Source organism: Bradyrhizobium sp. RDM12 (genome assembly GCF_051917485.1).
Lineage (GTDB): Bacteria > Pseudomonadota > Alphaproteobacteria > Rhizobiales > Xanthobacteraceae > Bradyrhizobium.
In genome coordinates this window covers 2,821,914-2,843,533 of the sequence record NZ_CM133064.1, presented here as the reverse complement: position 1 = coordinate 2,843,533, position 21,620 = coordinate 2,821,914, and the positions used below count along the sequence as shown (strand labels likewise).

Sequence of the window (21,620 nt, the reverse complement as noted above, 5' to 3'; positions counted from 1 at the left end):
TGATCGATCAGATGCCCCAACGGAGCGCCGCGGTATGAACGGGAGCGTCCCACAATTCCTTTGACCGGCTGTCGAGTACGGAGACGGTGATCGAGGCACCGGCCATGTCGAGGGATGTCACATAGGATCCGGTCAGGAAACGCGTCGCCGTGACCCCGGCACCGTCGAGAATCCGCTTGGCACTATTGGCCATCAGATAGAGCTCGATCAGCGGCGTCGCTCCGAACCCGTTGACCAGAAGCAGGACTTCGCTGCCCTTGCCCGGTGCGAGATCGCCCAGGATGGCGTTGAGCATCTCGGCGGCAATCGCATCGGCAGATGCCAGCGGCACCCTGCGGCGACCCGGCTCGCCGTGAATGCCGACGCCCATTTCCATTTCGTTGTCAGCGAGGGTGAAGTTCGGCCGTCCCGCCGCCGGAACGGTGCACGGCAGCAGCGCCACCCCATCGAGCGTGTGCGCCGATTGACATCATCCCCGAGCGTCTTGAGCGCCGCGAGCGACATGCCCTTTTCGGCCGCGGCGCCCACCATCTTTTCCACGATCAGCGTGCCTGCGACGCCGCGACGGCCGGTGGTGTAGGTCGATTTCTCGACCGCGACGTCGTCATTGGACACCACGCTGGCGATCTCGCGCCCGGCCATCTCGGCGGCCATGGTGAAATTCATCACGTCGCCTTCGTAGTTCTTGACGATGAAGAGCACACCTGCCCCGGTGTCGACGGCCTCGGCCGCCTCGATCATCTGATCCGGTGTCGGCGACGTGAAGACCTGACCGGGACATGCGGCATCGAGCATGCCGACGCCGACGAAGCCCGCATGGAGCGGTTCATGCCCCGAGCCGCCGCCCGAGATGAGCGCAACCTTGCCCGGCTTCAGGGTACGGCGACGCACGAACTTCCGCTCGGCGCCGAGCACCAGGATATCGGAATGTACAGCCGCCAATCCGTCGAGACTCTCTTCGAGCACCGTGTCGGCGCTGTTGATCAGCTTTTTCATGGCGTCCTCCCGGTTGTCTTTTTGCAGTCCGAATTCGTCAGCCGATGCTTTCGGCGTAGCGCGCAAGCTGAGCAGCGAAATCGACGATGAGCTGCTCGAGCGCGCGATTCTTCTTGTCGTCGCCGAGATCGGGCACCGTCACGGTAACGACACGGGTGCGCGCCTCGCGATGAGCGCCGCGCAGCCGCCCCGGATGCGCGCGCCCATAGGCCTTGAGGAAAGCCGCGCGCTCGGCACCTGCGAGGTGGCAGACCTCGAAGATAATGGGGACATGCTTCGCCGGGATCGGCACGAGATAGGCTGGATTGGTGATCTGGCTCACGAAAGAGCGGTTCTTGCCGAGCGCGGCCGCGAGCTTCAATCGCGTCCCGGATGGCCGGTTGTCGAGGGCCCGCCGCAGGATGAGCTTGTAGTCTGCGACATTGCTGTCGCCGGGACGGCTTGTATCTTCGGCTGCATCGTCGGTCATGCGGTCACCCCGGCGATGGCGGCCTTGAGCCGCGCCACCGCAATCGGCGAGACCGAGAGGGTCGTCAGGCCCGCCGCCAGCAGCGCATTGGTCAAGCGCGTATCGGCCGCGGCATCACCGCAGAGCGAGACCTCGACGCCGCGCTTGCGCCCGGCCGCGACGGTGCGCGCGATCAGCGCCAGCACCGCCGGATGGCCGGCATCGTTGAGGTCGGCGACAGCACCGATATCGCGCGCCGCAGCCATCGTATATTGGGTGAGGTCGTTCGACCCGATGGAATAGAACGCCGCGCCAAAATCCTCCGCGCATAGCGCTGCCGCGGGAATCTCGACCATAATGCCGAGCGGCGGCCGGGCGCAGGCGATGCCGTCTGCCCTGAGCGCCACAACCTCCGCATCCAGCATGGCGTTGGCACGATCGAGCTCAACGGGGACCGCGATCATCGGCAACATCACCTTCAGCGCCCCATGGACGGCCGCACGGCACAGCGCCCGCAACTGCACGCGAAACACCTCCGGCCGCGCAAGCGAGAGCCGTATCCCGCGCTGGCCCAGGAATGGATTGCGCTCGCCATCGACCGTCAAGCCGGCGATGGGCTTGTCACCGCCGGCATCGAGGGTGCGAATCGTCACCGGCCGCCCCGCGGCCCATTCGAGAATGCACCGATAGACCGCATATTGCGCTTCCTCGTCGGGCAGGCCTCTCGATCCCTCGAACAGAAACTCCGTCCGCACGAGGCCGATGCCGTCGCAAATCGCGGGATCAAGGCCCACAAGATCTTCAGGCGCGGCAACATTGAGCAGGACGGCGATACGCCGCCCATCGACCGTCAGCGCCGGTTTGAGGCGGCCGGCGTCGGCGGCGATCTGTGCGACGTTGGCAGCCGCCATGCGGTGCTCGAACAGGCGACGCGTTTCCGGCTTGGGATCAAAGATCACGGTGCCGGTGTCGCCGTCGACCATCGCCAGTGACGGCGGTTTCCCGTTCCACGGCAATGGCCCCAATCCGACCACCATGGGTGCGCCGCGCGACCGCGCGAGCATCGCGACATGCGAGAACGGCGATCCGCTAGCGAGCGCGATAGCGCCGCCACGGGTCCAGTCGACGGCCAGGAACGTCGACGGCGAAATGTCCTCACCCAGGACGACGGACGCACCGGAGATCTTTGCGACCGCATCCGCACCATTCAGACCTGCGAGCACGCGATCACGAATGTCGACCAGATCCGCGGCACGGGCCCGGAAGTATTCCTCATCCGCCGCGCGATAGCCTGCGATCTCCGCGTCGAGTGCTGCGCGCCAGGCCTCATCGGCAGCAGCACCGGCCGCAACAGCTTCGTAAGCCCGCTCCGCAAGCGCATCGTCACCGAGCATCGCGACCTGGAATTCCAGGATCTCCGCGGCTTCACCATGAACAGTCGCGATCAGCTCGGCGAGATCCATCGAGGCCCCCTCGATCGCTGCCTTCAGCGCTGCGGCCTCGTGAGCGGGATCACCCTTCGCGGCTCTGCTCGCCACTTCGGTCGCAAGCATGGCGACCGGGCCGATGGCGAGACCTGGCGAGGCGGGATGGCCGGTGAGATGGATCTCGCCCACGATCTCAGGCCTCGCCGAAACCGTCATGCACCAGCGCCAGCATGGCCGCGAGCGCCGCCTCGCCGTCAGGACCGGCGACGCGGAAATGCAGTGTTGCGCCCTGCGGCGCCTTCACGCGCATCACCTTCACCGGGCTCTTGGCGTCCGTCCAGGGTCCGTCGGCAGCAAGCGCAATTTCGATCTTTGCGGCAAAGCCCTTTGCCAATTGCGTGAGCTTCACCGATGGTCGCGCGTGCAGGCCGACCGGATTGACGAGGACCGCCGAGGCGGTCAGCTGCGCAAACGTCTGGGCCGCCCGGTTGGCGTTGGCATCATGCATAGAATTCCTCCGCGCTGCGCTTGACGGCGGCCAGCGGCGAACCGCCCGAAGACTCGGTCGCAGCAATCACGGCTCCCTCAACCACCGGGGCATTGCAAACCAGGACGCGGGCACGCCGATCCTCAGGGAGCATCTCCACCGCCATCTCCGAATTGGTCTCGGCACCACCGAGATCGACAAGGATCGCGACGCCTGCCGGTGACCAGGCTGTCTCGATCGCCTCGAGGATTCCTGCAACGTTCGTACCGAGCCCGCCATCGACATCGCCGCCGGTCCAGGCCAGCGGCACCGCGTCTCCAACCATCTGGCGCACCATATCGGCCGCACCTTCCGCGATCTTCGGTGAATGCGACACGATGACAATTCCGACATTGCCGGGACGTGAACTGCTCATGTATTGACCTCGAACTCCAGTGTCTCAACTGCTGCGCCGATCAGAAGGGACGCCGAGCGCGAGCCCGGGTCCATATGACCGATGGAACGTTCCCCAAGAAACGACGCACGGCCGCGAATCGCCTGCATCGGCGTGGTGCGATCGGCCGCTTGCACAGCCTCGGCCGCAATTGCCTTGGCATCGCCGCCTCCCGCCAGCACGGCGTGAACCGGCACCAGGACATCCAGCAGCGTCTTCTGCCCCGCCTCAGAACGGCCGCGCGCCTTGACGGCTTCGATCGCCTTCTCCGTCGCTGCGACGAGATCGGCCCGGCTTGGCTGCTCCGGAAGTGCCTTGCCCAATTCCATGAAGAATGTGCCGACCAGCGGCCCCGAAGCGCCGCCGACCTTCATGACCAGGGTCATTCCGATCGCCTTCAGCATCTCCGGGAGCGATTTGTCGGCAAGGCCCGGCAACGCCGCGAGCACCGCCTCGAAACCCCGCTTCATGTTCAGCCCGTGATCCCCATCGCCGATCGCCTGGTCGAGGCTCGTCAACTCCTCGGCGTGCTCGATCACCGAGCCCGCCAGCGCTCGCACCAGTTTTTCCCTGGCTGCCCGATCAAGGCTCATGCCGCTACCCTCCAGCCCTTCGCATCGAAAAACAGCGGCTTGTTCAGACGGAGCGACACCACGTCTCCGGCGCCGAAGCCGGCTTCGGGATCCGCCAGCGTCACAACCGGCCGGCCGGCGAGGTCGAGATGGAGATGGCTCTGGTCGCCGAGATGCTCGACCCGCTTGACGGTCGCCGACACGTCGCCGCCGCCGCGCGCAATCGTCAGGTGCTCGGTCCGCGCACCAATTGTCTCGGCGCCATCGGGCACGCCGCCGAACAGGGCCGCCGGCAGCAGATTGATCGTCGGCTGGCCCAGCCTTGCCGCGACATGCGCGTTGATCGGGTTCTCGTAGATCTCGCGCGGCGATCCGATCTGCATCAGCCGCCCGCCTTCGATCACGCCGATGCGCGACGCCATCGTCATCGCCTCGGTCTGGTCGTGGGTGACATAGAGAATCGTCGCGCCGAGATCGACCTGGATGCGCTTGAGCTCGAGCCGCAGTTCGCCGCGCAGCTTGGCATCCAGCGAGGAGAGCGGTTCGTCCATCAGGTAGATCGACGGCGAACGGACCAGAGCCCGCCCGATCGCGACGCGCTGCATCTGCCCGCCCGACAGCTGCGTCGCCTTGTTGTCCAGCTTGGTCTCGATATGAAGCAGACGCGCCACCTCCTGCACCTTCGCGCGGATATCGACTTCAGCCACGCGGCGGGTCGGCGCGCGCAGCGCGAAGGCCATGTTCTCGAACACGGTCAGGTGCGGATACAGCGAATATTGCTGGAAGACAAAGGCGACGTCGCGGTCTGCCGGTGCATCGCCGGTCACGTCGCGCCCGTCGATGCAGATCAAACCGCTGTCCGGCTGCTCCAATCCGGCGATCAAACGCAGCGCCGTGGTCTTGCCGGCACCGGTCGGCCCGAGCAATGCGACGAACTCGCCGTCGCCAATTGTCAGCGACAGATTGTTCACGGCTTCCGTCTTGCCGAAGGTCTTGGAAACGGCGTTGATCTCGACCTCAGCCATGCGTGCCCCCTCATGCAGCGCGGTGCGAATGGCCCGGCCCGACCTCTTGTCGAAGATCGACAGCGTATCCGGCCGGAAATCGAGCCCGACGGTCTCGCCCGTGCGGAAGGATGTGCTGCTGGATGCGCGGGCCTTCAGTGCACCGTAGTGCGTCGTCACGGTCACGATCTGCGTCGTGCCCAGATATTCCGTGCCATAGACCTCGCCGCGAACCATGCCGCGATCGGTGAACCGCACATGCTCGGGCCGTACCCCGAGCACGAGCTCGCTGTCCGCCATCGCCTCGCGCGCAGCCGGAATCGCGACGTCGCGCTCGCCGAGCCGGATCGCCTCTGCGCCGGTCTGCAGGCCACTACGGAACGGCAGAAAGTTCATGGGCGGCGAGCCGATGAAATCCGCGACGAACAGCGAAGCCGGCCGGTCGTAGATGTCGCGCGGGCTTGCGACCTGCTCGACCACGCCATTGTTCATCACTGCGATCCTGTCCGCCATCGCCATGGCCTCGAGCTGGTCATGCGTGACATAGACGGTCGTCGCGCCCAGCCGGTCATGCAGAGCCCGCAGCTCATGGATCATCGCCTCGCGCATCTCGGTATCGAGCGCGCCGAGCGGTTCGTCCATCAGAAAACATTTCGGCTTCCGCACGATCGCCCGCCCCAGCGCGACGCGCTGACGGTCGCCGCCGGCGAGGCCCGACACCGATCGGTCGAGCAGGTGCGAGATCCGCAGGATGCGCGCGGCCTCGACGACCCGCCGGTCGCGCTCGGCCGCACCGATCCCCTCGCATTTCAGGGGAAAGCCGATGTTGCGCCGGACATTCATGTGCGGATAGAGCGCGAACAGCTGGAACACGAAGGCAATGTCGCGCGCCGATGCGCGGTTCATCGTCACGTCTTCGCCATCGAGCCGGATGGTGCCTGACGTCGGCAGCTCCAGGCCGGCGATCATGCGGAGCGTCGTGGTCTTGCCGCAGCCGGACGGTCCGAGCAGGCAAAGGAACTGGCCGTCTTCCACCGTGAAGCTGGCGGACTTGACCGCATGAAACGTCCCGAAGGACTTGTCGAGCGCCTCGACCCTGATCTGTGCCATCGCGCCCTACTCCCGAACCTTCGACACAATGGTGAACATCACCGTGCCGAACAGGGTCGTCGCAAACGACCAGGAATACAGCGTCAGGGAGAATGGCTGCATCAGCATCACGACGCCGGCGGCGATGATCGCGGTCGCTGCGGCCTCTAACGGACCACGGCGCAGTACGCGATCAGCAAGACCGCGACGCGCGAGGGACGGGGTGGCATCGATACTCATTTGCGGACGGCTCCAAAAGTGATGCCCCGCAGCAGATGCGTGCGCAGCAGCACCGTGAACACCACGATCGGCACCAGGAACAGCGTCGTGCCGGCGGCCACTGCGGGCCAGTCCTGCCCGCCCTCGCCGATGATGATCGGAATGAAGGGCGGTGCCGTCTGTGCGTTGCCCGAGGTGAGAAGCACCGCGAAGGCGTATTCGTTCCAGGCGAAGATCAGGCAGAAGATCGCGGTCGCCGCAATTCCGGTCGTCGCCTGCGGCAGCACCACCTTCACGAAGGCCTGGAAGCGGGTGTAGCCGTCGATCATCGCCGCCTCCTCGTACTCGCGTGGAATTTCGTCGATGAAACCCTTGAGCAGCCAGACCGCGAGCGAGACGTTGACCGAGGTGTAGAGCAGGATCATGCCGAGCCTTGTGTCCGACAATCCGATGGTGCGGTACATCAGATAGATTGGGATCGCGACCGCAATCGGCGGCATCATCCTGGTCGACAGGATGAAGAACAGCAAATCGTCCTTCAGGGGCACGCGGAAGCGCGAGAAGCCGTAGGCCGACAAGGTGCCGAGCGCGACGGCGAGCACGGTCGAGCCGAAGGCGATGATCAGCGAATTGACGAAGCGCGGCACGTAGTTCGAGGGACCGGCGACCACCATGTTGCGGCTGCGCGCGATGCTGTCGCAAAGCCCCTGCGGCGGCCCCAGCGAACGGATGAACTCCGGGGTCTGGCGCGAGCGCGTCGTGAAGAGATTGCAGAAGCCTTCGAGCGACGGCTTGAACATCACCTTGGGCGGATAGGAGATCGCATCGTCCGGCGACTTGAATGCGGTCAGCATGATCCACACCAGCGGGATCATGGTGACGATCGCATAGAGCACGACGAGCGAGCCGGCAAAGCGCCGCGTCGCGGTCGACGGCTCGACGACGGAATGGGCTGTGGTGGCTGAGGTCATCGGCTTTTCACCCTGTTCAGCGCCTTCACGTAGATGTTGGCGAGGCCGAACACCGTCACGAACAGGATGATCGCGAAGGCCGAGGAATAGCCGGTGCGCCAGCTCTCGAACGCCGCCCGCTTCAGCGTGATCGACGCGACTTCAGTGGTCGAGCCCGGCCCGCCACCGGTGAGCAGATTGACCATGTCGAACATCTTGAAATTCTCGATGCCGCGGAAGAGCACCGCCAGCATGATGAACGGCAGCGCCATCGGCAGCGTGATTGACCAGAACTGCCGCCATTTCGACGCGCGGTCGACCTCCGCCGCCTCATAGATGTAGTCCGGGATCGAGCGCAGGCCTGCGAGACAAATCAGCATCACATAGGGCGTCCACATCCAGGCATCGACGATGACGATGGCCCAGGGACTCAGCGTGACGTCGCCCAGCATCTGGAACGACGAGGCCGCGCGTCCGGTGAAGAAGGCGATGACGTAGTTGAACAAGCCGATCTGCGGCTGGTAAAGGAACGTCCAGAAATTGCCGACGACGGCGGGTGACAGCATCATCGGCAGCAGGATGATCGTGGTCCACATCCCGTGGCCGCGGAATTTCTTGTCGATGAGGTAGGCAAGGCCAAATCCGAGCACGGTCTCGATCACCACGGTCCAGATCACGAAATGCGCCGTCACCTGCATCGCAGCCCAGATGTCCGGATCGGTCAGGATCGACTGATACCAGTCGGCCCCCAGCCAGATCGTCGGCACATTGGCGCGATTGGCACGGTAGTTCGTGAACGAGAGATAGATCGTCCACAGCAGCGGGAAGATATTGATCGCCAGCAGCAGCACGATCGTCGGCGTGATGAAGAGCCAGGCGAGCGTCTTGTCCGACAGGCCCCGGATACGACGCGCCACGCCTGGCCGGACCATGACGGCCCGATAGGTGATCCGCGAAGAGGCACTCAATTCGTTCATTGCAGCGACCGATCCTGGCACCGGGGCGTCGACGATACGACGGCTCCGGTCATCGCGAAGGAAAGTCCGGAGCGCGAGCGCACGCGCTCCGGACGGCTTGGCTTAGAACTTCTTGCCTTCTTCCTTGAAGATCGCCTTCCAGTCCTTCACCAGACCGTCGAGCGCTTCCTGCGCAGTGCCCTTGTCGGCCACCACATAGTCATGCACGCGCTTCTGCTCGGCCTGCAGCAGCTGGGCGTAGGACGGCTCGGCCCAGAAGTCGACGACCATTCCCATCGACTGCAGGAACTCCTTGGCGAATGGCGCGCTGGTCGGGAAGCTCGGATCGTTCAGCACGGACTTGGCGCAGGAATAGCCGCCGAGCGCCCACCACTTCTTCTGGACGTCGCCGCCGGAGAACCACTTGATGTATTGCAGCGCCTCGGGCTGGTTCTTGGAATAGGAGACCACCGAGATGCCCTGTCCGCCGAGCTGCGTCGCCTGCGCGGCGGGACCGGCCGGATTGACGAAGAAGCCGATCTTGTCGCCGCCGACATTCGGGTCCTTGTAGAGGCCCGGGAAGAAGGCGAAGAAGTTCATCTGCAGCGCGACCTGGCCGGACTTGAAGGCATCAAGCCCCTCCGACATGTAGGAATTGGAGGCGCCCGGCGGCGTGCAGCACTTGTAGAGTTCCTTGTAGGCCTCGAGCCCCTTCACCGCGCCGGCCGAGTTCACGAACCCGTCCATCGCATAGGACTTCTTCGGGTCGTCGTATTTGAAGCCGTGGTCGTAGAGGTAGTTCGAGACACCCATGGTGATGCCTTCGGAGCCGCGTTCGGTATAGATCGAGGCGCCATAGACCTTCTTGCCGTCGATGTCGCGGCCCTGGAAGAATTGCGCGATGTCGCGGAGCTCATCGAGCGTCTTCGGCACGCCGATGTCGCGGCCGTATTTGGCCTTGAAGTCCTTCTGCACGTCGGGCCGCGCGAACCAGTCCTTGCGATAGGTCCAGCCCACCGCATCGCCCATCGCCGGCAGCGCCCAGTAGTTCGGCGTGTTCTTCGGCCACTCGGAATAACCGACCACCGTGGCCGGCATGTAGTCGTCCATGCTGATTCCTTCCTTCTTGAAGAAATCGTTCAGCTTGACGTACTGGCCGTTCTCCGCGGCGCCGCCGATCCATTGTGAATCGCCGATGATGAGATCGCACAGCGAGCCGTGCGAATTGAGTTCGTTCAGGAATCGATCGGCATAATTGGTCCACGGCACGAATTCGAATTTCATGCCGATGCCGGACTTGGCGGTGAAGTCCTTCGACAATTCGACCAGCGCGTTGGCGGGGTCCCATGCGGCCCAGCACAGCGTGATGGTCTTGCCTTGCGCCTGCGCGGGCGTAGTCCCCGCTCCGACGCCGAATGCGGCGGCAACGGCCCCGCATGCCACAACAAGCGTCTTCATCGTCCGTTTCATTGCACGTTCCCTCCGAGTGGGCCGGCCATCGAGATGGCGCGGCTTTCCTGTCCGCCCGAATGCTTCGAGCAGAGCGACACAGTCCGTGACGAGCTGAATAACTAAACTAGCGTTTCCTCGCGCCACCCGGATTCTAGAGGCCCGGCAGGCTCGATTTGTTTAGTGAACCACCATTTACTAAACATTGCAAGCGGCGTTGATGCGTTCTTCGCCGCGGTCGAGCGACGTGTTCGCGACAGCTCGAAGCGCGAAGCTACAAACGCATCTTGCCCCGCGAAGCGCGGCTAATGCCAGGTCGTGTCCGCTTCGATGATCACGGCTCGCGTCTCGGGATCCTCAGTCGTATTGCAGGTGCAAGGCATGCCCTCGCCGCAACGGCATCCGCCCGCCTCCTCGCTCCAGGCCCGGAGTGGATGGTTTTCGCAGACCCATCCCAGACCGCGGCAGAAGGGGCATGGCTTGCTGGTCACAGCGTGTCCGGCGTCCGCATCGGATTCGACTTGTCCTCGTTGCGCAACTCCTGCTCGGCCGCGTGCCAGAACTCGTCTTCGCGGCCTTCGGGCTTGCCGGCACGCTCCCACAATTGGTGGGCGCGTTCTCTGATCTCTTGCTCGGTCGGCTCGGCCAATGGCATCTCCTGTCATCAAGCGCGACCCCACCTTGGGGGCTTGTGGGGCTGGGGAGGCGGGGCCACGCAGGCCAGCCATCAGCGAGGCTGACCCGCTGATTCAAGCGTCGATCAGGTGCAAGAGTTCCTGCGCGCCCGGCACGATCTCGCAGAATCAATTTCGCAGAATCAATTTCGCAGAATCAATTTTCGAGCGTCAGACCTGCCCCGGGCTTCGGTTCTCAAACCGCACACGCGCCTTCATTCTCGCGGCGCAATTCGCCCGAGTTTTGCTTCGTCGCGCCCCCTCTTGTCCAAGAGGGCGCAGGGAAGGCCGGGTGCTGACCTCGCACCCGCGGTCCGCTGCACGAAAATGGTGCGGAAGGAGACCGCACAGCAGCATACAGGTGGTGCCAATCACTCGGCCTTCCTGCGCAGTGGGTTGACGGCTTATGCCGTGCTCTCCCGGGAGCCGAGTTCCTTCTGGCCTCCCTCGCCTCGCAGATTGGCGATGCGGTTGACCCGGTTGGGCGCTCCACACCTCCGCGAAAGCTTGGCCGTAGCAACGACGGCCAGGACCACACGGTTTTGCCGTACGCACGGCTCGCTGGCTCGCCGCATTATCTTCCGGCGTTGTCGACGTTGCCGGAAGAATGCGGGCGAGACGAACCTGGACAGCGCCGCTCGTCGGCACGCGGTTTCGGGCTCACAGGGACTACCCGCCCTGCCCGCACCTCTCGCGCCCAACGCTGCCCGCGTCCACCGCAAGCCCGGCTCGCGAACAAGACGACACGAGATCGCCCCTCAAGGATGAGCCGGGATGCCGCAACACATACGCCATTTCCGAATTTCGGTAAAGTGGAATATTTTTACGGAGAGGGATTGACAGGATGGCGACACAGGAACCGGGCGCGCGCGATCGCCTGTCAACAGATGCCACGCGAGGCGACGCGATCGTTCTTACATAGGAACGATGTGCCCGAGCCGCTCTTTTCTCGGAATGAAGCACATCCTGTTCAACGACTATCGGCAACCGGCCGCGGCACAGGCCTACGAAATCGCGTTCGACTTTCTGGCGCGCAGCGGCGCAATCCGCGATGAGTTCGAGACATGCGTCTTCCTGGTGCAGCGCCTTACGACAATGATCGAGGAGGGCCAGACCAACAGGATCCTGATGGCAAACCGCGCGATCTCGGAACACGAGCGCTACGTCGCCGAGCGCGATGCCCGCACGCGTAGAGAATCACACAATCAGCAGAGAAGGACACGACCATGAGCAGCGAGCGCCCAAGCCCATTCGACAAGGAGCCCGCAGAAGGATCTCGCGAGGTCATCGATCGCGAGTTGGAGCGCCAGGATCACCTTCCGGGCGCCAAGGTGAGCGGCCAGCCACAGGGCGGAGCGGTCGACCGGGCACGAGAGGAGCGCGAGAAAAAGGGCGACGCAACCGGTGCTCAGAAGAAAAGCCCGGCCGCGATGCGGTCGGGCAAGTTTCACGGGAACGGAATATTGAAATCTTAGTAGCGTGCCACGGTGGGGCCGCCGAACTTGTAGTTGACGCGGACCGTGACGAGATCGACGTCCTGACGAATGCGATCCGCACCGAATGCTACGCCACCGGGTGCCGTGAAGGTGAGGGTCCGGTCCTGCATGAACAGATGATCGTACTCGACGCCGGCCGACCAGCCGGGCACGAATCCGTATTCCAGGCCCACTCCGACCGTACCACCCCACCTTGTGTCGTCGCCGGTGCTGGCCAGCAGAGCGCCGGTCGCGGTCGAGTAGATCCGGTTGCGATTATCGGTCACGGCAGCACCGCCCTTGACGTAGAACAGGACGTTGTTGGCGGCCCAGCCGATCTGGCCGGTGAACAGACCGAACGCGTTGATCCGTGAATCGTTGCGGAAGTCCGGTCCGAACAGGGTGCTCAGGTTGCTGCCTCGCAGGTCGGCCCAGTCACCCTGGGCTTCGAGGCCGAACACCCAGGTGCCGGTCTGCCAGCGATAACCAACCTGACCACCAGCAACGCCGCCCGTCGCATCGTGCGAACCTTCGGGGCCCACCAGGAAAGGCGGCACCGAATCCCAGCTGTTGTGGCTCGAACCCCAACCGCCGTTGGCGCCGATGTAGAAGCCGCTCCAATCGTAGACAGTTGCGACGGCCGCTGGCGGCGCCTTGGTGTAAGGCCGGGCCGCCAGATCCGCCGCGCTGGCGGGAGCCGACAGACCGAGCGCCAGTGCTCCGCTCGCAACAAGTAGAAGTTTTTTCATTCGAATGTCTCCCCAAAGGAAAGGTTGAAAGCACGACGTGTTCGCCCACGTGCCTTGCGAAACCTAGTCCTCGCCCTCCATCGTTGCTGTCGCGAATCCGCAACACTGCCGAGGGCGGCCGAAAAAAGTTGATGTATGTTAGATAGTTGGGTTCCACGCGAGCTTGGGGAACCGCTGGCTGAGGTTCCAATTTCGCCGGCAGCATCGAGCGGCTTCGGCGCCCGCTCGCGTTCTGCACGAATTCCTCGGCTGCAACGGTAGGTGAAGCGGAGGGTGTTTGAACAGGGCGAGCAGCTGATTGTGCTTGTGGTGGCTTGGCAACTGGGCCAAGCCAGCGACTTAGGCAACGAGGAAGATATTCTGAAAAGAGAGAGGCATGCCGGAAAAGAACGCATGCCTGGGCCGTCGCTGCAATTGGCAGCTCATCCGATGAGCCATCGCCCTTTGTGGATATCGAACTTCACCGAGCCTTCGTCTCGCATTTTCAACAGCAGGGACTGGCAAACTTCCTCGTTCGCGACATTGGCGCGTTTCATGACTTCGTAGACCTTGAGCGGCTTCTCTCGAAGCGCGATCAGGATATTTTCTCGATCATTCAGCACGACGAAACTCCTTCTGCAAACAAGCGCGCCAAATCACTGAAAGTACGACAGCTGATCTTCAGTCACGACTCGCTCGACATTCCCCGACTTGCTCTTGATACGGTATCGAAGACGTCCATCTGCCTCGATCGGCATACATTGAACGATGGTGTAAACCATTGCCGGATCAATGGCTGCACGTCCTTGTGGACCCTGGGGCTGGTGGCGAACGTCTTCATTCAGCTTATAGGCATAGGACATGTGCTTACCTCCAAAATCGTCTACGATTGCTCTAGTGTAGAGCATGCTGTGACGCAATGTAACCCGAGCATTTGTGGGGCAGCTTCGCCGGTGCGCTGGGACCCTCGGGCCGGGCGCCCCGCACTTTTGAGGTCGCCGCCTGCGCGACAAGCCTCTATTGTTCCCGGGGAATCATTCCAATAGTTCCGGACAAGGATCGAGCAATGACCAAACGGAAGCGCTCCGCCGAGCAACAGCTCGCGGATGAAGCGGACCGGAAGGCGCAAAATCCAATCGGGGCGCGGCAAACGATCGCCGACAGCCACGCCGATCCCGAGTTTCAGGAAAACCACAAGCGTCTCAGGGCGGAGCGCCTGGCGCGAGATGCCGGGCCGACAAGCAAGAATTGACCTGACTTTCGAGCAGCGTCTGGATCGAGACAAGATGACAAAGACCTTTGGTGACCACCAACCGCCGAAACCAGTCAGCAATGCGGAGCGCGAAGCACGCAAGGCCTTCCGCCAGGTCGACGCGGTGAAGGCCATGTCCGAGCACGCGCTCGCCGAGCAGGCCTTCGCTCAGAATCGAGAGCGGCTGAAGGCCGAGCGGCTCGCGCGGGAAGCCGCTGCGGGCGCGGTGCCGAAGAAGAAATCCAAGGCGAAGAGCAAGTGAAGACGCGGCTGCAGGACTTGAGCTTGCAGGAGCGGCGCTAAGGCACCGCCAAGTTTCCTCCGCGCCGGAGCGGTGAGCCACTCGGCCCGCCTTATCATCGCGCGCGGAACATATTCGCGGCAGCAGTTAAGTGCACGGTCGCCGCAATACCTATTAGTTAGTTGACGACTCCACGCGTTGTGCTAACAGCCCCGCTCCAATCACGATAACGGAAGCGATCAGTGAGAACAGCGAAGACGAAGAAGACCAAGACGCCCGCTCGCCGCGAATGGACTGCGGCTGATCTTAAGTCGCTCAAGAGCCATTCCAAGCAACGCACCCCCGTGCTGAAGATATCGAAGCAGATGAAGCGCACGATTGGTGCCCTTCGTCAGAAAGCCCTTGTGCTGGGCATCGGGTTGGGACATCAGCGCTAACAGCTTTCGGGCGGGTCCCATTTAGTCGGCTCGCGCGGCTCCGGCATCATGGCGGCTGCGCGGTCGCACTGCTCGACCATACGCGCGAGCGGCGAACCGTGCTCAAGGCGCGGCACAAGGTTGTTGCTGTAAGCGTAGCGGCTGACGGTATCTAGAGCCGCGGCGGCTTCATTAAGCTTATCGGACAATCCATTGAGCGCGGCGACTATGGCGCGATCAGTCATTGCCGATCTCCGCGCTGTCGGCGTCGCACGCGAACGGCTTCGCGCCGTCGCCGGTGCGCAAATAGTTCAGCGGCACTTCTTTGCCAAACCGCTCGCCTTCGGCGTAACACCGAGCAGAGCCCACGCCGGTGCAGCTTGCGAGCAATGCGGTCAGCATCTCCAAGGTATCGGCTAGGCGTTGAAGCTGCGGCGCAGCGGCTGCGATCTTTTTCGAGCGCGTCGGCGGCCCGTCCTAGCCGCGCGTCTTCCGAAAGCGCGAGTAGATCGGTCAGTCCGATGGTCTGGTCAGGTTGATTGGTCATTCGGTCTTTCTTTCGGCTTACCGGGCTTGGAGTTAACCACTAACTTCGATCCAATTTTAATAAGACAACAACGCTGCTTGTTAGTGCGAGCCCGAGCGGCTCAACATGCGGACATTGCCGTTTTCCGGGCTATCGGCGGGACCGGGAAATTGACTTCGTAAAGTCACCTTTTCATTTTGGAGCATCTCGCCATGATCGAACGTCGTGCAATGGAGCGCACGCCGGTGAACCGGCCGGCGCGGTTGTCATTTGGTGAAATTCGCGGGACCCATCCGTGTATTGTGCGCGACATCACCGCCCTGGGCGCCTGCATCTCCACGCCGTACTACGTGTTTGCGAACGAATTTGTGCTGTCGTTCGACGGACATTCTGCAATCTTCATCTGCCGCGTCATGTGGAGAAAAGGAACGCTCTGCGGCGTTTCGTTCCTTCTGCGTCGCCGCTCGTCGGAATTCGCAAACGACTCCAGTGAGCCACTCGCAATCCTGGCGGTTGAATAACGCCATTGGGTCGGGCAAGTCCGCTGGTGGGTGTGCGCCGCGCTCAAAGACCCCGAGGTACTTTCGGCCCCGAGCGCGGCGCTCTTCGAGGACGGCCGGGAGCCCACTTCTTCCGTGGTGGCTCGTCCCGAATGGGATCATCTTAGCGGGTTGTGTGCGGGTTGAACGCCGCGCGGGACCGGGACCCGGTTGGCCTCGCGCGGCGCATGCCCGTTCAGGACAAGAGCCGCGCGCCCGCTACAAGCGACCCTCCCCTATGGGTATGCTTCGAACTCGAACGACCTCGTTGGGATTTATGTCAAGCAGATCGGGGCTCGGACGAGGGCTTTCGCAACTGGCATCTACCGATGTGGGTCTCCTTGGCTTTGCCCGATCTGCTCCAGCAGGGCCGCAGCGGAGCGAAGAACACGCGTATCTGAAGCATTCGAGGCGACCGTCGCCGGTGGCGGCTCAGTCGCGGCGATCACGCTGACGATCAGTCATGAGCGCAGTCATGGCCTCGCCGAATTGAAAACCGCGGTATCGGAGGCCAGCCGCGCCGCTCGGGCCGGCAGAGCATGGACCAAGATTCGGGCCGACGTCGATGGCATAGGAGTAATCGTTGCGCCGGAAGTCACGTTCTCATTGAACACCGGGTGGCACATTCACCAACACCTAGCGTTCCTCGTGTCGACGACTGATCAAGCCGTGATCCGTGCGGCCTGCGAGGCGCTTGTCAGTCGATATATCGAGGAGCTGCGGGCGCGGGGCTATGCGGCAGCCTGCGAGCAACAGCACGTAGTCATAGCCGAGAAAATTCAGAGCGCGGCCTCCTACATGGGCAAAGGCACGAACTCCAAGAACGCAATCGACAACAGGAAGCAGCACCGGTCGCTGCAACCATTTGAGATCGCAGAGCTGGCCGCCAATGGCGACACCATGATGCGGGCACTGTGGATGGAGTATGCAGAGACGATGCCGGGCACGCGGAGCTGCGTGATAACATCTGCAATCGCCAAAGCGTTGAAGCTGCAGCGGGATGACGTGAGCGACGAGAAAGAGCCTGACGATCACTCGCATCATCACGGCAGCGAAGAAATTGGCAAATTAGACGCTCCCGTCTGGAATCGCCTGCTCCGCGACGGCTACGTACCGGATCTCTTTCAGAGGGTGGAAGACGGCGTTCGATGGTCGTCTCTGATGAACTGGCTGGAAGCTGTCGCCCCCACACCTAGCGTGCGGGCAGACGACATTCCGACCGATGGGGGTGACGTCGAGACGTCATCGCATCAAGCCTGGAGAGGAGGGCCTCGAGGTTCGCGGGAACTGGCACGCGAGATGGTTGTTCAGGCGGCAACGACGATACCAGCACAAAGATTCATAAGGTCCAGAATTGAAACCTTGGCACGCGATCACGTCAAATACGGAGAACCGCCGCCTCCCGGTGTTGGCGATGTTGTCCTCTCTCTTTGCGAGGAGGCAATGGCCACTTCTTGTCCAAGAGTGAGTGAGAACATCCAGCGGAAATTTACTCCTGAGTCGCTCGGTGCCCCATCGCATAGTTTTACGATCCCCGAGCGCTTGACAGTTCTGACGACTGCCTTCTTGGCCCTCGCGGTATTTGCGTTCGTGTATGTTCGGCTCGCGCCAATCCGCAGCATTCTCACGGCCACCGAGACGGCCGCAGGGGAGGCTTGCTGCTATCTGCTGTGTTGTTTGCTGCGGGCGTCTGTTTGATCATCGACTGGCGACGACGTCAGAGGCTGAAACACGTGGCTGCCCACGAATTTGCATGAGGCGTCGGAAAATCTGTCGGAAAATCTGAATGATTAGCCGAGCATCCGTTCCGCGTCGTTTCGACCTGACCGCCGTGCTGCCCGGGGCCGGTCGATAGAGTGCCTTCCAGGCAGACGCATCCGGATCCCAGCGGTGTGTCTGCCTCCAGCCGTCGTAGCGGGCCTGCTGCGCGCGGATCTCGTCGCCGACGCCCTGGATCTCGCGGTCGCGGCGGGCGAGATCATCCGCCAGTTCGACGGCGAAGGTCGTGATGCCGTTCCGCTTGAAGTCGTCGGCGTGCGCGGTCTTCTCGACGTCGAAGGACTCGCGGGTGACGGCGAGCCGCACCATGGGGAGCCGTCCCCGGTGGTCCCGCTGGCCGGTGTGGCTGCGGTAGATAATCGTGACCGGGAGCATCTCGCCGGCGACGGCGGCGCGCTCTTCGACGGCCTCCGCCTCCCAAGCCTTCAGATCTTCGATATGCTCGCCCAGGCGCCCGCGTCCGACCTCAAACGGCACGGACTTTGCGCCGATACAGGACATTGTCTGCCAGCCTTCGCCGGGGCGGCGGTATCCATGGTGGGCCATGCTGCCGGTGTTCGCCAGGAACAGGCCGCCGCAGCATTGGCATGTCATCTGGCTTGCCTCGCGCGCGATCTGCTCCGGTGTCTTCGGCAGCGCCGGGTGGCCGGCCTCGCCCTTCTTGATCACCAAGGGCTTGGCTGCCTGCAGCAGCGCATGCAGCGGCATCAGTGCGGTCTCGAGATAGCCGGAGTACTCGGTCAGGCCGCCATGCCTCCTGGCCCGCTTCAGGAAGGCCGGCAGGTTGTGCACCTCGAACGAGGAGATCGATGCGTCGGCAACGTAGGCGCGGTGCTGCAACTGTCAATCGGCGTTCGACTGGGACCCCCTATCGGCATCCAAAAGGGACCCCTTTGAGCGGCGTGCTCTGCTGGTAGCGCTCGGGTCGTCGGAGCTGGTCGGGGTTGCGGAGACGGCGCGAGCGCGGGTTGTTTGAACATCGTCGCGGCTTTTGAATCGCCAGCTGTCGTTGCCGGTCTCGACGATGTCGCAGTGATGGGTCAATCGGTCGAGTAGCGCGGTGGTCATTTTGGCATCGCCGAACACGCTCGGCCATTCGCCGAACGCAAGATTGGTGGTGACAATGATCGAGGTGCGCTCGTAGAGCCGGCTGATGAGATGGAACAGGAGCTGACCGCCGGATTGCGCGAACGGCAGATAGCCCAGCTCGTCGAGAACGATGAAGTCCATGCGGGTCAGATGCTCGGCGAGCCGTCCCTGCCGACCGTTGCGGGTCTCGGTCTCGAGCCGGTTGACGAGGTCGACGACGTTATAGAAGCGGCCACGGGCGCCGGATCGGATGCAGCTTCGCGCGATAGCGATGGCCAGATGGGTCTTGCCGGTGCCCGTCGAGACAGCGTCACAATGCCGGGTGTCTGGCGTTCGAGGTTTTGATCCTCTATCCGTTCCATCCTCGGGCCGGGCAGATGGTGCAGGTCGAGCACCGCAAGCGCTTCGCCGGCGAGGACCATTTGGTCGTGGTGCAGCCCGACGGGACACTCGCCCTAATCCCGGCCTGGATGAGCGAGGATATTGCTCGCTCTGCAACGCTCACAGCAAGCCCTCGGTTGGCTGTCGAAAGGCTCGTCGAGCTGCGGGCGCGAATCGATGTGCTTATCGCCTCTCGAGGCGGGGCGCGGCCCCTGCGTGAAGGAGGGGATCATGCAACCAAGACGCTACTTGCAACGAAGCCTGTTCGAGGAGGATCGCCAGACGCCCGCGATTCCGGCGTCGCAGAGAAGCACTCTCGTCCGCCTGATCGAGAGGCTGCTGGTCGAGGCCCTCGCCGACGGCGCCAATATCGAGACGGGCACGCCAACCGCAGAGACGAGGGAGGCCGCTCATGAGCAAGGTCACGCCTGAGCACCTCGCCCGTCAGGCCGTCGTCTACATCCGTCAGTCGACGCCTGATCAGGTCGCCCACAACCTGGAAAGTAAGCGCCGTCAGTACAATTTGCCGGAGCGCGCGCGACAGCTGGGCTGGAGCGATGTTGCCGTCATTGATGACGATCTCGGTCGCTCCGGTGGTGGCGTCGCGAGGCCCGGCTTCGAGAAGCTGCTGGCCGCCATCTGTGAGGTGCGCGTCGGAGTCGTGGTCTCGATCGAAGCGTCGCGGCTCGCACGCAACGGTCGCGACTGGCACACCCTGCTCGAGTTCTGCGGTCTCGTCGGCACACTGATCGCCGACGAGGACGGCGTCTACGATCCGCGACAGCCCAACGATCGCCTACTGCTCGGCATGAAGGGTACCATGAGCGAGATGGAGTTGTCGGTACTGCGCCAGCGTTCGCTCGAAGCGCTGAAGCAGAAGGCGCGCCGGGGCGAGCTGTTCATGACGGTCGCCGTCGGCTACGTGCGGGTCGGCCACAACCGTATCGAGAAGGACCCGGATCGGCGCGTCGGCGAGGCGATTGCGCTCGTCTTTGCCAAGTTCACCGAGATGCAGTCGGTGCGTCAGGTGCACCTCTGGTTCAGACACGAGCGCGTTCCGCTGCCGGCCGTCACCTATGGCGCCGAAGGCCGCCTGGTCGAGTGGAAGCTGCCGGTCTACAACACGATCCTGCACATTCTGACCAACCCAATCTATGCGGGCGCGTATGCATTCGGGCGCACTGGCAGCCGCATCAGCATCGAGGCCGGCCGCAAGAAGGTGGTTCGCGGCTTCAAGAGGGAGCGCAAGGATTGGGAGGTGTTGATTCCGAACCATCATGAGGGTTATCTGAGCTGGGCGGACCATGAGAGGAACCTCGGCCTGATTGCGGATAACGCCAACGGCAAGAACCCGATGAGCCGCGGTGCCCTGCGCCGAGGTGAGGCTCTGCTCGCCGGCCTGCTGCGCTGTGGCCATTGTGGGCGCAAACTTCACGTCGCCTACTCCGGCAAGGACGGCAACACCGGTCGCTACCATTGTCGGGGCGGCGCCAACAATCATGGCGGTGACCCTTGCATCTCGTTCGGCGGCATGCGGATCGATCGTGACGTGGCCGCCGAGGTGGTCGAGCGCCTGCAGCCGCTCGGTATCGAGGCGGCACTCGCCGCGCAGGCTGCGCGCAGCCGTGCGAACGAAGACAAACGCGGCCAAGTCGAACTGGCGCTGGAGCAGGCTCGCTATGAGGTCGGGCGGGCGCGCCGCCAATACGATGCCGTCGATCCCGCCAATCGTCTCGTCGCCGCCGAGCTGGAAAAGCGATGGAATGACCGGCTGGCGGTCGCGCGCAATCTGGAGACCGAGCTGGACGCACTGACGGCTTCGCCCGCTGTTGATCTCACACCTGCCGACCGGGAGCGGCTGATGACGCTAGGCGCCGACCTGGAGCGTGCTTGGTCGAGTGCCAGCGTGGCCCCCGAGACGCGCAAGCGGATCGTGCGAACGCTGATCGACGAGATCGTCGTCCGCGTCGAGGACACCACGCTCGATCTGGTGATCCGCTGGCACGGCGGTGACCACTCCGCTCTCAAGGTCAAGAAGAATCGCTCCGGCCAGCACCGCTGGAGCGCAGCGGGAGAGACAGTCGATCTCGTGCGCGTGCTGGCGCGGCAGATGCCGGACAAAGCGATCGCGTCGGTGCTAAACCGCTCCGGCAAGACCACGGGGCGCGGCAATGGCTGGACCAAGTCGCGAGTGTGCAGCTTGCGCAGCCACAACGACGTCGCAGCCTATCGTGAAGGCGAGCGCCACGACCGCGGCGAGGTCACTCTGGACGAGGCGGCCGCGGCCCTCTCCGTCAGCCCATCAACCGTGCGACGTCTGATCAAGGACGACCAGCTCGCGGCGGGCCAGCTTTGCAAAGGGGCACCTTGGATCATCAAAGCAGCCGATCTTGAGCGTGCTGACGTCAAACGAGCCGCCACCGCGCGGCGCCTCAGACGTCCGCCGTCCGGCACTCCGCTACAAAAAGAACTGGAACTCTAACGAGATAG

The 21,620-nt window shown here is 63.3% G+C and carries 26 protein-coding genes and 4 pseudogenes; 10 read left to right on the top strand and 20 right to left on the bottom strand.

Annotation, left to right across the window (positions count from 1 at the left end):
- Positions 1 to 7: 7 nt before the first annotated feature.
- From dhaK to ACTGJ9_RS13795, 13 genes and pseudogenes are all read right to left on the bottom strand, one after another.
- Positions 8 to 996, bottom strand: a pseudogene (dhaK, locus tag ACTGJ9_RS13855) (dihydroxyacetone kinase subunit DhaK).
- Between the two features lie 37 nt (positions 997 to 1,033).
- On the bottom strand, positions 1,034 to 1,465 hold the full coding sequence (locus tag ACTGJ9_RS13850) for a hypothetical protein (RefSeq protein WP_456677493.1): 432 nt from the start codon (positions 1,463 to 1,465) through the stop codon (positions 1,034 to 1,036).
- Positions 1,462 to 3,087, bottom strand: a complete 1,626-nt coding sequence (ptsP, locus tag ACTGJ9_RS13845) for a phosphoenolpyruvate--protein phosphotransferase (RefSeq protein ID WP_456677492.1) — start codon at positions 3,085 to 3,087, stop codon at positions 1,462 to 1,464. The genes ACTGJ9_RS13850 and ptsP overlap by 4 nt, the downstream gene beginning before the upstream one ends.
- Positions 3,065 to 3,379: an HPr family phosphocarrier protein gene (locus ACTGJ9_RS13840; RefSeq protein ID WP_456677491.1), complete on the bottom strand. Its 315-nt coding sequence runs from the start codon at positions 3,377 to 3,379 to the stop codon at positions 3,065 to 3,067. Before ACTGJ9_RS13840 ends, ptsP begins: the two co-directional genes overlap by 23 nt.
- On the bottom strand, positions 3,372 to 3,773 hold the full coding sequence (dhaM, locus tag ACTGJ9_RS13835; protein ID WP_456677490.1) for a dihydroxyacetone kinase phosphoryl donor subunit DhaM: 402 nt from the start codon (positions 3,771 to 3,773) through the stop codon (positions 3,372 to 3,374). The genes ACTGJ9_RS13840 and dhaM overlap by 8 nt, the downstream gene beginning before the upstream one ends.
- Positions 3,770 to 4,384, bottom strand: coding sequence for a dihydroxyacetone kinase subunit DhaL (dhaL, locus tag ACTGJ9_RS13830; protein ID WP_456677489.1), 615 nt, complete (start codon positions 4,382 to 4,384; stop codon positions 3,770 to 3,772). Before dhaL ends, dhaM begins: the two co-directional genes overlap by 4 nt.
- Positions 4,381 to 5,388, bottom strand: a complete 1,008-nt coding sequence (locus ACTGJ9_RS13825; protein WP_456678521.1) for an ABC transporter ATP-binding protein — start codon at positions 5,386 to 5,388, stop codon at positions 4,381 to 4,383. The genes dhaL and ACTGJ9_RS13825 overlap by 4 nt, the downstream gene beginning before the upstream one ends.
- Positions 5,389 to 6,477: pseudogene (locus tag ACTGJ9_RS13820) on the bottom strand (ABC transporter ATP-binding protein); the annotation flags it as partial.
- A 6-nt stretch (positions 6,478 to 6,483) separates the two neighbouring features.
- A complete protein-coding gene (locus tag ACTGJ9_RS13815) occupies positions 6,484 to 6,696 on the bottom strand; it encodes a hypothetical protein (protein WP_456677488.1) in 213 nt (70 codons plus the stop codon).
- The gene (locus ACTGJ9_RS13810) at positions 6,693 to 7,646 is read right to left on the bottom strand and encodes a carbohydrate ABC transporter permease (RefSeq protein WP_456677487.1); all 954 of its coding nucleotides are present in this window, start codon (positions 7,644 to 7,646) and stop codon (positions 6,693 to 6,695) included. The genes ACTGJ9_RS13815 and ACTGJ9_RS13810 overlap by 4 nt, the downstream gene beginning before the upstream one ends.
- Positions 7,643 to 8,602: a carbohydrate ABC transporter permease gene (locus ACTGJ9_RS13805; RefSeq protein WP_456677486.1), complete on the bottom strand. Its 960-nt coding sequence runs from the start codon at positions 8,600 to 8,602 to the stop codon at positions 7,643 to 7,645. The genes ACTGJ9_RS13810 and ACTGJ9_RS13805 overlap by 4 nt, the downstream gene beginning before the upstream one ends.
- A gap of 102 nt (positions 8,603 to 8,704) precedes the next feature.
- Positions 8,705 to 10,039, bottom strand: coding sequence for an ABC transporter substrate-binding protein (locus ACTGJ9_RS13800; RefSeq protein ID WP_456678520.1), 1,335 nt, complete (start codon positions 10,037 to 10,039; stop codon positions 8,705 to 8,707).
- A gap of 478 nt (positions 10,040 to 10,517) precedes the next feature.
- Positions 10,518 to 10,679, bottom strand: a complete 162-nt coding sequence (locus ACTGJ9_RS13795) for a DUF2934 domain-containing protein (protein ID WP_456677485.1) — start codon at positions 10,677 to 10,679, stop codon at positions 10,518 to 10,520.
- Positions 10,680 to 11,658: 979 nt separating this feature from the next.
- Between ACTGJ9_RS13795 and ACTGJ9_RS13790 the strand changes: the two genes are divergently transcribed.
- Together ACTGJ9_RS13790 and ACTGJ9_RS13785 are read left to right on the top strand one after the other, a co-directional pair.
- Positions 11,659 to 11,934, top strand: a complete 276-nt coding sequence (locus ACTGJ9_RS13790; RefSeq protein ID WP_456677484.1) for a hypothetical protein — start codon at positions 11,659 to 11,661, stop codon at positions 11,932 to 11,934.
- Entirely contained in the window at positions 11,931 to 12,179 is a 249-nt protein-coding gene (locus tag ACTGJ9_RS13785) for a hypothetical protein (RefSeq protein ID WP_456677483.1), read from the top strand. The genes ACTGJ9_RS13790 and ACTGJ9_RS13785 overlap by 4 nt, the downstream gene beginning before the upstream one ends.
- On the opposite strand, the gene ACTGJ9_RS13780 is transcribed toward ACTGJ9_RS13785, so the two are convergent.
- From ACTGJ9_RS13780 to ACTGJ9_RS13770, 3 genes are all read right to left on the bottom strand, one after another.
- Positions 12,176 to 12,928, bottom strand: coding sequence for an outer membrane protein (locus tag ACTGJ9_RS13780; RefSeq protein ID WP_456677482.1), 753 nt, complete (start codon positions 12,926 to 12,928; stop codon positions 12,176 to 12,178). The genes ACTGJ9_RS13785 and ACTGJ9_RS13780 overlap by 4 nt on opposite strands.
- A 422-nt stretch (positions 12,929 to 13,350) precedes the next feature.
- On the bottom strand, positions 13,351 to 13,530 hold the full coding sequence (locus ACTGJ9_RS13775; RefSeq protein WP_456678795.1) for a hypothetical protein: 180 nt from the start codon (positions 13,528 to 13,530) through the stop codon (positions 13,351 to 13,353).
- A gap of 33 nt (positions 13,531 to 13,563) precedes the next feature.
- Positions 13,564 to 13,770, bottom strand: coding sequence for a hypothetical protein (locus ACTGJ9_RS13770; RefSeq protein WP_148750868.1), 207 nt, complete (start codon positions 13,768 to 13,770; stop codon positions 13,564 to 13,566).
- A 203-nt stretch (positions 13,771 to 13,973) separates the two neighbouring features.
- On the opposite strand from ACTGJ9_RS13770, the gene ACTGJ9_RS13765 reads away from it, so the two are divergent.
- The 3 genes from ACTGJ9_RS13765 to ACTGJ9_RS13755 all read left to right on the top strand — a co-directional run bounded on the left by ACTGJ9_RS13765 (position 13,974) and on the right by ACTGJ9_RS13755 (position 14,837).
- On the top strand, positions 13,974 to 14,159 hold the full coding sequence (locus ACTGJ9_RS13765) for a hypothetical protein (RefSeq protein ID WP_456677481.1): 186 nt from the start codon (positions 13,974 to 13,976) through the stop codon (positions 14,157 to 14,159).
- A 34-nt stretch (positions 14,160 to 14,193) separates the two neighbouring features.
- Positions 14,194 to 14,421, top strand: a complete 228-nt coding sequence (locus ACTGJ9_RS13760) for a hypothetical protein (RefSeq protein ID WP_456677480.1) — start codon at positions 14,194 to 14,196, stop codon at positions 14,419 to 14,421.
- Between the two features lie 221 nt (positions 14,422 to 14,642).
- A complete protein-coding gene (locus tag ACTGJ9_RS13755; RefSeq protein WP_456677479.1) occupies positions 14,643 to 14,837 on the top strand; it encodes a hypothetical protein in 195 nt (64 codons plus the stop codon).
- Here ACTGJ9_RS13755 and ACTGJ9_RS13750 read toward each other — a convergent pair.
- Positions 14,834 to 15,061 (bottom strand): hypothetical protein, encoded by a 228-nt coding sequence (locus tag ACTGJ9_RS13750; protein ID WP_456677478.1) that lies wholly within the window; start codon positions 15,059 to 15,061, stop codon positions 14,834 to 14,836. The genes ACTGJ9_RS13755 and ACTGJ9_RS13750 overlap by 4 nt on opposite strands.
- On the bottom strand, positions 15,054 to 15,218 hold the full coding sequence (locus tag ACTGJ9_RS13745; protein ID WP_456677477.1) for a hypothetical protein: 165 nt from the start codon (positions 15,216 to 15,218) through the stop codon (positions 15,054 to 15,056). Before ACTGJ9_RS13745 ends, ACTGJ9_RS13750 begins: the two co-directional genes overlap by 8 nt.
- 336 nt (positions 15,219 to 15,554) lie before the next feature.
- On the opposite strand from ACTGJ9_RS13745, the gene ACTGJ9_RS13740 reads away from it, so the two are divergent.
- Positions 15,555 to 15,863, top strand: a complete 309-nt coding sequence (locus tag ACTGJ9_RS13740) for a PilZ domain-containing protein (protein ID WP_456677476.1) — start codon at positions 15,555 to 15,557, stop codon at positions 15,861 to 15,863.
- Between the two features lie 666 nt (positions 15,864 to 16,529).
- Entirely contained in the window at positions 16,530 to 17,579 is a 1,050-nt protein-coding gene (locus tag ACTGJ9_RS13735; RefSeq protein ID WP_456677475.1) for a hypothetical protein, read from the top strand.
- Here the strand turns inward: ACTGJ9_RS13735 and ACTGJ9_RS13730 are convergent, their stop codons facing one another.
- Positions 17,580 to 18,500, bottom strand: a complete 921-nt coding sequence (locus ACTGJ9_RS13730) for a hypothetical protein (protein WP_456677474.1) — start codon at positions 18,498 to 18,500, stop codon at positions 17,580 to 17,582.
- Positions 18,501 to 18,503: 3 nt separating this feature from the next.
- A pseudogene (locus ACTGJ9_RS13725) lies at positions 18,504 to 19,049 on the bottom strand (ATP-binding protein); the annotation flags it as partial.
- 41 nt (positions 19,050 to 19,090) lie between these two features.
- On the opposite strand from ACTGJ9_RS13725, the pseudogene ACTGJ9_RS13720 reads away from it, so the two are divergent.
- From ACTGJ9_RS13720 to ACTGJ9_RS13710, 3 genes and pseudogenes are all read left to right on the top strand, one after another.
- Positions 19,091 to 19,297: pseudogene (locus tag ACTGJ9_RS13720) on the top strand (DUF5372 family protein); the annotation flags it as partial.
- A gap of 64 nt (positions 19,298 to 19,361) precedes the next feature.
- Positions 19,362 to 19,562, top strand: a complete 201-nt coding sequence (locus ACTGJ9_RS13715; protein ID WP_456675590.1) for a hypothetical protein — start codon at positions 19,362 to 19,364, stop codon at positions 19,560 to 19,562.
- The gene (locus ACTGJ9_RS13710; protein WP_456675589.1) at positions 19,543 to 21,612 is read left to right on the top strand and encodes a recombinase family protein; all 2,070 of its coding nucleotides are present in this window, start codon (positions 19,543 to 19,545) and stop codon (positions 21,610 to 21,612) included. Before ACTGJ9_RS13715 ends, ACTGJ9_RS13710 begins: the two co-directional genes overlap by 20 nt.
- The last annotated feature ends 8 nt before the right edge of the window (positions 21,613 to 21,620 follow it).

What these genes read in the sequence shown, in the direction of transcription:
- ACTGJ9_RS13805 (WP_456677486.1), bottom strand. Translation starts at nt 8,602, where the DNA reads ATGAACGAATTGAGTGCCTCTTCGCGGATCACCTATCGGGCCGTCATG.
- ACTGJ9_RS13785 (WP_456677483.1), top strand. Translation starts at nt 11,931, where the DNA reads ATGAGCAGCGAGCGCCCAAGCCCATTCGACAAGGAGCCCGCAGAAGGA.
- ACTGJ9_RS13800 (WP_456678520.1), bottom strand. Translation starts at nt 10,039, where the DNA reads ATGAAGACGCTTGTTGTGGCATGCGGGGCCGTTGCCGCCGCATTCGGC.
- ACTGJ9_RS13850 (WP_456677493.1), bottom strand. Translation starts at nt 1,465, where the DNA reads ATGACCGACGATGCAGCCGAAGATACAAGCCGTCCCGGCGACAGCAAT.
- ACTGJ9_RS13760 (WP_456677480.1), top strand. Translation starts at nt 14,194, where the DNA reads ATGACAAAGACCTTTGGTGACCACCAACCGCCGAAACCAGTCAGCAAT.
- ACTGJ9_RS13750 (WP_456677478.1), bottom strand. Translation starts at nt 15,061, where the DNA reads ATGACTGATCGCGCCATAGTCGCCGCGCTCAATGGATTGTCCGATAAG.
- ACTGJ9_RS13715 (WP_456675590.1), top strand. Translation starts at nt 19,362, where the DNA reads ATGCAACCAAGACGCTACTTGCAACGAAGCCTGTTCGAGGAGGATCGC.
- ACTGJ9_RS13815 (WP_456677488.1), bottom strand. Translation starts at nt 6,696, where the DNA reads ATGAGTATCGATGCCACCCCGTCCCTCGCGCGTCGCGGTCTTGCTGAT.
- ACTGJ9_RS13840 (WP_456677491.1), bottom strand. Translation starts at nt 3,379, where the DNA reads ATGCATGATGCCAACGCCAACCGGGCGGCCCAGACGTTTGCGCAGCTG.
- dhaM (WP_456677490.1), bottom strand. Translation starts at nt 3,773, where the DNA reads ATGAGCAGTTCACGTCCCGGCAATGTCGGAATTGTCATCGTGTCGCAT.
- ACTGJ9_RS13780 (WP_456677482.1), bottom strand. Translation starts at nt 12,928, where the DNA reads ATGAAAAAACTTCTACTTGTTGCGAGCGGAGCACTGGCGCTCGGTCTG.
- ACTGJ9_RS13710 (WP_456675589.1), top strand. Translation starts at nt 19,543, where the DNA reads ATGAGCAAGGTCACGCCTGAGCACCTCGCCCGTCAGGCCGTCGTCTAC.
- ACTGJ9_RS13765 (WP_456677481.1), top strand. Translation starts at nt 13,974, where the DNA reads ATGACCAAACGGAAGCGCTCCGCCGAGCAACAGCTCGCGGATGAAGCG.
- ACTGJ9_RS13825 (WP_456678521.1), bottom strand. Translation starts at nt 5,388, where the DNA reads ATGGCTGAGGTCGAGATCAACGCCGTTTCCAAGACCTTCGGCAAGACG.
- ACTGJ9_RS13740 (WP_456677476.1), top strand. Translation starts at nt 15,555, where the DNA reads ATGATCGAACGTCGTGCAATGGAGCGCACGCCGGTGAACCGGCCGGCG.
- dhaL (WP_456677489.1), bottom strand. Translation starts at nt 4,384, where the DNA reads ATGAGCCTTGATCGGGCAGCCAGGGAAAAACTGGTGCGAGCGCTGGCG.
- ACTGJ9_RS13790 (WP_456677484.1), top strand. Translation starts at nt 11,659, where the DNA reads ATGAAGCACATCCTGTTCAACGACTATCGGCAACCGGCCGCGGCACAG.
- ptsP (WP_456677492.1), bottom strand. Translation starts at nt 3,087, where the DNA reads ATGACGGTTTCGGCGAGGCCTGAGATCGTGGGCGAGATCCATCTCACC.
- ACTGJ9_RS13745 (WP_456677477.1), bottom strand. Translation starts at nt 15,218, where the DNA reads ATGCTGACCGCATTGCTCGCAAGCTGCACCGGCGTGGGCTCTGCTCGG.
- ACTGJ9_RS13770 (WP_148750868.1), bottom strand. Translation starts at nt 13,770, where the DNA reads ATGTCCTATGCCTATAAGCTGAATGAAGACGTTCGCCACCAGCCCCAG.
- ACTGJ9_RS13810 (WP_456677487.1), bottom strand. Translation starts at nt 7,646, where the DNA reads ATGACCTCAGCCACCACAGCCCATTCCGTCGTCGAGCCGTCGACCGCG.